Raw genomic sequence first — 8,141 nt, 5'->3', positions numbered from 1 at the left:
GCGCGGCGAGCGCCGGCGGGTCGACGGCGAGAACCACGTGCCCGGCCTCGTGGGCGTCGCCGGCGGCGGTGGTGACCCGCCAGCCGCCCGGCGTCCGGTCCAGCCGGGCGGCGGCCGTGCCGGTGCACACCCGGGCGCCGTGCCGCTCGACGTGCCGGGTGAGCGGCGCCCAGATGGTCGTGGCGTAGTCCCGGTCCGGGCAGTCGAAGGCCAGCCCCTCCGGGTTGCCGAGCAGGTAGAAGTGGAACTGGGCGATCATCTCGGCGGCCGACATCTCCGCCTCGTGGTTGAAGAACGAGTGCGAGAAGACCTCGAAGAGCATGGCCCGGGCCCGGTCCGGCAGCCGCAACGAGGTGAGCAGCTCGTCGGCGGTCCGGGTGTCGAACTCGGCGTAGGTGCGCTCCGGGTCGTAGGTGAGCAGCGGCAGCGCCGCGGCCCGGTCCATCGCCCTCAGGTCGACCAGGCGCACGCTCGGGCTGCGCAACAGCAGGGCGAGCAGGTTGGCCGGCGGCGCGGGCGGCAGCCTGCCGAACTCCTCGGTCGGCCAGCGCGCGGAGAGGATCGGATAGCCGGGGACCGACTTGAGGAAGCCGAGCGTCGGGTCGGCCCGGCGCAGGATGTTCCGCCAGTTCCAGTACTGCCGGAAGAAGGCGTGGAAGCCGTGCTCGTTGCGCTGGACGCCGTGCGGCAGCTCCTCCGGCCAGGCGCCGAGCCGGCCGCCCAGGTGCGGCGCCGCCTCCAGCACGGTCACCCGGACGCCGCGTTCGGCCAGCACCACCGCCGCCGACATGCCGGCGATGCCGCCGCCGACCACCACGGCCCGCACCGGCCGGGGTACGCGCGGGGGGCCACCGCCGCCGGGGTCCACCAGGTGCCGGCGTACGCCGATGAGCCGGCCGACCACTCGCGACAGTGCCATCTGCGCCTCCGCCCGACGTGGGTCTCCAGTCTGCCGGCTCACGCCTCCGGCGGCAGCAGACAGCGGCGCGGCCGGTCCGACGCCGGCCAGACGTACTCCAGGTCGGGCGGGACGCCGTCGAACTGCGGGCCGTAGTGCGCCGGGTCCTTGCGCAGCAGCGACGACCGGTGGCTGCGGTGCACGTCCTCCCGGCCGAGCCAGGGCGGCAGCTCGCCGGCCTCGGCCAGTTCCGCCTGGGTGCGGATGACGGCGATGCCGCAGGCGGTGGCGAGGTCGGTGGCCATGGTGGCCGCGCAGGTGTCCGCCCGGCCCGGCTCGCACCACACCGCGCACATGTCCAGGCCGTACCGGGTCAGCGCCTCCTCGTACCCGGCCCACATCTTCACCGCCGGGTGGTTGCGCCAGCCGTAGTCCGGCCGGGTCAGCCCGCGCAGCACCTGGATGGTCTCCACCCGCTGCTTGCCCAGCCGCTTCTGGTCCAGCGTCCGGGCACTGGCCAGGAAGTCCGGATACGGCAGGAACGTCTGCATGGCGGGTGCTCTACCCGTACTGGCCGGCACCATGCGCTCATGATCGAGGGGGCTGCGCGCATTGCGAGCGACTGACTACGATCCGGACATGGCCGAGCCCCTCCGCGACCGCGCGCGCCGGGCGACCGGATGGCGGCTGAAGATGAACGGCGACGTGCGCCCGCACTACGTGGTCTGCGGCTCGGACCCGTTGGCCTACTGGGTGGTCCGGTCGCTGCTCGCCACCGACCCGCCCGCCGGCCGGGTGCGGGTCACCCTGGTGGTGCCCGAGCGTCGCCGCTCCGAGGGACCCGACGGGCGGGATCTCCCAGGCGTCCAGGTCGTCCGGGCGGACCGGCTCGACGAGGCCACCTTCCACCGGGCCGGGCTGGCCGGGGCGGACGGGCTTGCCCTGCTGCACCAGGACGACGTGGGCAACATGCACGCCGCGCTCTGCGCCCAGGAGGTCGAGCCCCGGCTGCGCCTGGTGGTCCGGATGTTCAACACCAGCCTGGCCAACGGCTTACGGCAGCTCTTCCCGGACTCGGCGGTGCTCTCCGACGCCTCGATCTCCGCCCCGGCCTTCGTGGCCGCCGCCCTCGGCGAGCTGGCCCCCACCCACTTCCGGCACGCCGGCCGCACCCTCTACGTGGCCCGCCGCGTCGACGTACGCCCGCAGGACGTGCTCAGCGGGCTGGCCGTCACCACCGACCCGGAGCTGGTCCGGGTGCTGCCCGCCGACGAGTCCTCCGCCGACGTGGTGCTGGCCGAGGCGACCGGGCGGCCGCCCGGCACCGAGCTGGCCGCCCGCCGGCTGGTCCGCGCCCGCCGTCGCCGGCAGCCCGTGGCGGTGCTGCTCCGGGCGCTCCGCAGCTTCGCCACCCGCAAGATCGGCGTGGCCGTGCTGGTGCTGCTCGCGGTGATCGCCGTGCTCGGCTGGCTCAACGCCCGGGCGGCGGACGTGACCTGGTCCGAGGCGCTCTACCTCACCCTGGTCACCACGCTCAGCGGGCAGGACCCGGACGTCAACAAGCCGCTCGCCGCCCAGGTCATGCAGGTGGTGCTCAACCTGGCCGGGCTGGCGCTGATCCCGCTGATCACGGCCGCCGTGGTCGACGGCATCGTGAACGCCCGGCTCGCTCTGCACGCCGGCCGGGTCCAGCCCGACCGGTCCGGGCACGTGGTGGTGGTCGGGCTGGGCAACATCGGCACCCGGGTGATGGCCCAGCTGCACGACTTCGGGGTCGAGGTGGTGGCCATCGACAAGAACCCGGAGGCGCGGGGTGCGCCGCTGGCGCACCGGCTCGGCGTGCCGCTGATCGTCGGGGACGCCGGCCAGGAGGAGACCCTGCGGGCCGCCTCCGTCGACACCAGCCAGGCGCTGGTGGTGGTCTCCACCGACGACGGGGCGAACCTGCGCGCCGCGCTCAACGCCCGCTCCCTCGATCCCGACCTGCGGGTGGTGCTGCGTCTCTTCGACGGCGACTTCGCCGAGCGGATCCAGCAGGCGTTCGGCATCGGCATCTCGCGCAGCGTGTCGTACCTGGCCGCCCCGGCGTTCGCGGCCGCCATGCTGGACCGCGCGGTGATCGCCACCATCCCGGTCGACCGGCACGCGCTGCTGGTCACCGAGGTGCCGGTGGTGGCCGGCTCCCCGCTCGACGGCCGGCCGCTCGGCGCGGTGGCCCGCCCCGGCGAGGTACGCCTGCTCGCGTACACCCGGGCCGGGCAGAAGACGGAGTGGTCCACCGACCCGCGGATGGTGATCCACGCGGGGGACCGGCTGACCGTGGTGGCCCGGCGGGCCGGGCTGACCGCCCTGCTCCGGGAGACCACGCCGGTGCCGCCGCCCGCCCCGGCCGGCGCCCCGGTCCCACGCCAACCGGACGAGTGACCGGGGTCAGGTCGCACGGGTGGCGTGGCGGAGCGCGTACCCGGCGGCGCCGAGGGCGAGCACGCCGAAGCCGGTGAGCACGCTGGCGACCGGCAGGTTGACCGCGAGCAGCAGGCAGCCGACCAGCCCCAGCGCGGCGAGCAGTTGCACCGGCAGCTTCCGCTCCGGGTCCCGGCCCAGGGTGAGCGCCGAGGCGTTGGCGATCGCGTAGTAGACCAGCACCGTGCAGCTGGAGAAGCCGATCGCCCCGCGGACGTCGACCAGGGACACCACGACGATCACCACGGCCGCCACGGCCAGCTCGGCGCGGTGCGGCACCCGGTACCTCGGGTGTACGGCGGCGAGCGCGCCCGGGAGGTCCCGGCGGCGGGCCATCGCCAGCGTGGTCCGGCCGACCCCGGCCAGCAGGGAGAGCAGCACCCCGGTCACCGCCACGGTCGCCCCCGCCCGGACCAGCCAGGCCAGGTCGGGCAGCCCGGCCGAGGTCACCACCTCGGCCAGCGGCGCGGCCGAGTCGGCCAGCCGCTGCTCGCCCAGCACGCCGACCGCGACCACGGCCAGCAGCAGGTAGATGGCCAGCACCACGCCGAGTGCCAGCGGCACCGCGCGCGGGACGGTGCGTTCCGGGTCGCGGACCTCCTCGCCGAGCGTGGCGATCCGGGCGTACCCGGCGAAGGCGAAGAAGAGCAGGCCGGCGGCGGTGAGCACGCCCCGGACCCCGGCGTCGGCGAAACCGGCCAGCCGGTCGGGCGCGACGTGCGGCACGCCGGTCACCGCCACCACGGCGAGCACGGTGAGCACCACGCCGACCAGGACCCGGGTGGCGGCCGCGGTCTTCCCGATCCCGCGCAGGTTCACGGCGGTCACCGCCAGCACCGCGAGGACCGCGACGAGCCGCGCCCGCCCCGGCCAGAGGTACGCCCCGATGGTGAGGGCCATGGCGGCGCAGCTCGCGGTCTTGCCGATCACGAAGCCCCAGCCGGCGAGGAACCCGGCGAACGGGTGCAGCCGCTCCCGGCCGTAGACGTAGGTGCCGCCGGACTCCGGGTAGCGGGCGGCGAGCCGGGCCGAGCTGGTCGCGTTGCAGAAGGCGATGAAGCCGGCGAGGGCCAGCGCGACCAGCAGGCCGGCGCCGCCGGCCGCCGCCGCGGCGGGACCGAAGACCACGAAGACGCCCGCGCCGAGCATCGACCCGAGCCCGATGACGACCGCGTCGGGTACGCCCAGCCGGCGCGCGAGTTCTGCCACCAGCGCAGGCTAGGACAGGGAGGTGAACGGCCGGTCCCGGTTGCGCAGCGGGCCGGGCAACGGCAGGTCGTCCCAGGGCACCCGGTGCAGCAGGCGGTCCAGCAGCAGGCCGAGCAGCAGCCCGGCGACCGAGTCGGTCAGCCAGTGCCAGCCCAGGTAGCTGGTGGTGCACAGGACCACCAGCGGCGGCACCACCCGGACCACGGTGACCAGCCGGGGCGGGACGGTCCGGCCGAAGGTGCGCAGCAGGGGAGCCAGCAGCAGGGCGAGCACGCCGTACCAGACGATCGCGTTGGCCACGTGCCCCGACGGGTACGACTGGGCGAAGCGCACCGGCAGGTCGTGCTGGAACAGCGGCAGGGTCTGCTCGGGCGCCAGGAACGGCTCCTTCACGCTGGCGCTCGGCGCGGGCCGCGCGGTCCACACCTTCAACGGTCCGATGGTCAGGTAGGTGAGCACGAACCCGGTCACCGGCGGCAGCACCGGGCGGACCGAGCGGAGCCGGACCGCCAGCAGCACGCCGAGCCCCGCCGCGAGCAGGGTCAGCGGGGTGCCCTGGCCGAGCAGGTTGAGCGCCATGGCGACCCACCGGGCGGGAGCCGGCCGGTGCTCGGCGGACCAGTCGGCGACGGCCCGGTCGAGCCCGAAGAGGTGCCTCTCGGCCAGCGCCACGGTGAGCGCCACCAGGGCGGCGAGCAGCAGCCCGTCGAACCACCAGCCGGCCGGCCGGACGGGCCGGAGCCGCAGCATCCGGCGTACCCCTGTGGTCTCCCGCACGCGACCACGCTACCGGCCGCCGGCGGTGCCGGACCGGCGCGGGCGGCGGCGGCTGTGGGCCCAACCACGAAGGGAGGCGCTCGGCCCGGTGAGCGGTCACACTTGTGGCCGTGCGGATCACCTCGGCCCTCGTCGACCCGGCGCTGCTCGACCTTCCCTGGTCGACCCCACTGGAGGAGTGGCCTGCCGAACACCTGGTCGCGCTGCCGCAGGGCATCTCGCGGCACATCGTGCGCTTCGTCCGGCTCGGCGGCTACGTCTACGCGGTCAAGGAGACCGGCGAGCGGGTCGCCGAACGGGAGTACGACCTGCTCCGGGCGCTGGAACGGATCGACTTCCCGTCGGTCGAGGCGATCGCGATCGTTGCCGACCGGCAGACGGACGACGGCGAGCCGCTCGACCCGGTGCTGATCACCCGGCACCTCCAGTTCTCGCTGCCCTACCGGGCGCTGTTCTCCCGGACGCTGCGGCCGGAGACCATGAACCGGCTGCTCGACGCGCTGGCGGTGCTGCTGGTCCGGATGCACCTGACCGGTTTCTTCTGGGGCGACTGCTCGCTGTCCAACACGCTGTTCCGGCGGGACGCGGGCGCCTTCGCCGCCTATCTGGTGGACGCCGAGACCGGTGCGCTGCACCCCTCGCTCTCCAACGGCCAGCGCGGCGAGGACCTGGAGATCGCACGGGTCAACATCTTCGGCGAGGCGCTCGACCTCCAGGCCGCCGGCCTGCTGCACGAGTCGATCGACCCCGAGGCGGTCTGCGAACAGGTGGTGCAGCGCTACGAGCGGCTCTGGCACGAGATCACCTACGAGCAGCAGATCGAGCGGGAGGCCCGGCACGACATCGAGGGCCGGATCCGCCGCCTCAACGAACTGGGCTTCGACGTCGCCGAGGTGGCCATGTCGACCGTCGACAACGGGCGGTACCTGGTCCGGCCCAAGGTGGTCGACGCGGGCTACCACACCCGGCGGCTGCTCCGGCTCACCGGCCTGGACGCCGAGGAGAACCAGGCCCGCAAGCTGCTCAACGACCTGGACGCGTACCGGGTGGAGAGCGACCTGACCGACGAGCAGCAGGCCGCGCACCGCTGGCTGACCGAGGTGTTCGAGCCGGTGGTCCGCGCGGTGCCGGCGCATCTGCGCCGCAAGCTGGAGCCGCAGGAGCTGTTCGCCCAGATCATCGAGCACAAGTGGCTGCTCTCCGAGCGGGCCGGCCGGGACGTCGGGATGCGCCAGGCGGTGCAGTCGTACCTGGCCGACGTGCTGGTGCACCGCCCGGACGAGCAGGCGGTGCTCGGCGTCGAGGTGCCGACCGACGGCTGAGCCGCCCGGCGTCACTCCACCCAGGCGCCCGCCCGCATCACCCGGACCACGTTGAGGTCGTCGTCGAGGACGACCAGGTCGGCGCGGAGACCGGTCTGCAGCGCGCCCACCCGGTCGCCCAGGCCGATGGCACGGGCCGGGGTGGTGGCGACCATCCGGCAGGCGTCCGGCAGGGGAATTCCCGCGCCGACGGCGTGCCGCAGCGCGGCGTCCATGGTCAGGGTGCTGCCGGCGATCGCGCCGTCCCGGCTGAGCCGGGCCACCCCGTCGGCCACCGTGACGGCCTGTCCGCCCAGTTCGTACTCGCCGTCGGGCATGCCGGCGGCGGCCATCGCGTCGGTGATGAGGGCGGCCCGCTCCGGGCCGGCCACCGAGGTGGCGAAGCCGAGCATGCCGTCGTGCAGGTGCACCCCGTCGGCGACCAGCTCGCAGACCACGTTCGAGGCCTCCAGCAGGGCCACCACCGGCCCCGGCTCGCGGTGGTGCACCGGGCGCATCCCGTTGAACAGGTGGGTGCCGACGCTCGCGCCGGCCGCCACGGCCGCCCGGGTCTGCTCCCAGGTGGCGTCGGTGTGCCCGACCGCCGCCACCACGCCGTGCGCGACCAGCAGCTTGATCGCTTCCAGCGCGCCGTCCCGCTCGGGGGCCAGGGTGACCATCCGGACCGCGCCGCCGCCCAGCTCGATCAGCTCGGCCAGCTCCCCGGTCGACGGGTCGCGGAGGAACTCCGGGTTCTGCGCGCCGCAGCGGTCCGCCGACAGGTAGGGCCCCTCGAAGTGGACGCCGGCCAGCACCCCGGACTCGACCAGCGGCCGGTAGGCGGCGGTCGCCTCGCGCATCAGCGCGAACGGGGAGCTGACCAGGCTGGCCAGCAGCGTGGTGGTGCCGTGCCCGAGGTGGAAGTCGGCGGCCTGCCGGGCCGACTCCGCGTCACCGGTGGTGAAGGTGTGCCCGCCCCCGCCGTGGGTGTGCATGTCCACGAAGCCCGGCACGATCCAGTGCCCGTCGCGCACCGTCGGGTACTCGGCGACGGCCCGGATCCGGTCGCCCGCGATCTCGACGCAACCCTGCCGGATCACGCCGGTCGGGGTCACCACCTTGCCGGTCACGCGCAGGGTCATCGGCTCTCCTTCGCCAGGGTGTCCAGGGCCAGCAGGGCGGCACCGAGGCAGCCCGCCTCGTCGCCGAGGGCCGCGGCGACCAGGCGCGGCTCCCGGTGGAAGGTCAGCCGCTCGCGCAGCGCCGTGCGCAGCGGGTCGAACAGCCGGGGACCGGCCTGGGCCAGCCCGCCGCCGATCACGATGGTCGCCACGTCGAAGAGCGCCTGCCCGGTGGCCAGGCCGTCGGCGAGCGCCTCGACCGCCTCCCACCAGACCCGGCCGGCCAGCGGCTCACCGGCCGCCGCCCGGTCGGCCACCTCGGCGGCGGTGGCCGGGGCACCGGCCAGCTCGGCGTAGCGGCGGCCGATCGCC

At 75.0% G+C, this 8,141-nt stretch carries 8 protein-coding genes; 2 read left to right on the top strand and 6 right to left on the bottom strand.

What is annotated here, in order from left to right:
- Both B0E53_RS30275 and B0E53_RS30270 read right to left on the bottom strand, forming a co-directional pair.
- Nucleotides 1-919, bottom strand: a 919-nt coding sequence (locus B0E53_RS30275) for an FAD-dependent oxidoreductase (protein WP_146167820.1), incomplete at its 3' end; no start/stop codon positions are given.
- 38 nt (nt 920-957) lie between these two features.
- Nucleotides 958-1,449, bottom strand: coding sequence for an MSMEG_6728 family protein (locus B0E53_RS30270; RefSeq protein ID WP_107079114.1), 492 nt, complete (start codon nt 1,447-1,449; stop codon nt 958-960).
- An 88-nt stretch (nt 1,450-1,537) separates the two neighbouring features.
- Between B0E53_RS30270 and B0E53_RS30265 the strand changes: the two genes are divergently transcribed.
- Complete coding sequence (locus B0E53_RS30265; RefSeq protein ID WP_246835675.1) at nt 1,538-3,322, top strand: NAD-binding protein; 1,785 nt, start codon at nt 1,538-1,540, stop codon at nt 3,320-3,322.
- 6 nt (nt 3,323-3,328) lie between these two features.
- Here B0E53_RS30265 and B0E53_RS30260 read toward each other — a convergent pair whose 3' ends face one another.
- Both B0E53_RS30260 and B0E53_RS30255 read right to left on the bottom strand, forming a co-directional pair.
- A complete protein-coding gene (locus B0E53_RS30260) occupies nt 3,329-4,570 on the bottom strand; it encodes an APC family permease (protein WP_107079113.1) in 1,242 nt (413 codons plus the stop codon).
- 9 nt (nt 4,571-4,579) lie between these two features.
- Nucleotides 4,580-5,317, bottom strand: a complete 738-nt coding sequence (locus B0E53_RS30255; RefSeq protein ID WP_210406273.1) for a phosphatase PAP2 family protein — start codon at nt 5,315-5,317, stop codon at nt 4,580-4,582.
- Between the two features lie 140 nt (nt 5,318-5,457).
- Here B0E53_RS30255 and B0E53_RS30250 point away from each other — a divergent pair, with 140 nt between their 5' ends.
- Nucleotides 5,458-6,669, top strand: coding sequence for a DUF4032 domain-containing protein (locus B0E53_RS30250; RefSeq protein ID WP_107079115.1), 1,212 nt, complete (start codon nt 5,458-5,460; stop codon nt 6,667-6,669).
- A gap of 11 nt (nt 6,670-6,680) precedes the next feature.
- Here B0E53_RS30250 and nagA read toward each other — a convergent pair whose 3' ends face one another.
- Both nagA and B0E53_RS30240 read right to left on the bottom strand, forming a co-directional pair.
- A complete protein-coding gene (gene nagA / locus B0E53_RS30245; protein WP_107079111.1) occupies nt 6,681-7,790 on the bottom strand; it encodes an N-acetylglucosamine-6-phosphate deacetylase in 1,110 nt (369 codons plus the stop codon).
- A partial coding sequence (locus B0E53_RS30240) for an ROK family protein (RefSeq protein ID WP_146167819.1) occupies nt 7,787-8,141 on the bottom strand: 355 nt, incomplete at its 5' end. The genes B0E53_RS30240 and nagA, both read right to left, overlap by 4 nt.

Origin of the sequence: Micromonospora sp. MH33 (assembly GCF_003013775.1) — a bacterium.
In the GTDB taxonomy this organism is placed as follows: domain Bacteria; phylum Actinomycetota; class Actinomycetes; order Mycobacteriales; family Micromonosporaceae; genus Micromonospora; species Micromonospora fulviviridis.
The sequence above is the reverse complement of the archived record's forward strand: the minus strand, read 5'-3'. Positions and strand labels throughout refer to the sequence as shown.

Bases quoted from the DNA above. Each gene is read 5' to 3' on its own strand.
- B0E53_RS30265 (WP_246835675.1), top strand. From the start codon at position 1,538: ATGGCCGAGCCCCTCCGCGACCGCGCGCGCCGGGCGACCGGATGGCGG.
- nagA (WP_107079111.1), bottom strand. From the start codon at position 7,790: ATGACCCTGCGCGTGACCGGCAAGGTGGTGACCCCGACCGGCGTGATC.
- B0E53_RS30270 (WP_107079114.1), bottom strand. From the start codon at position 1,449: ATGCAGACGTTCCTGCCGTATCCGGACTTCCTGGCCAGTGCCCGGACG.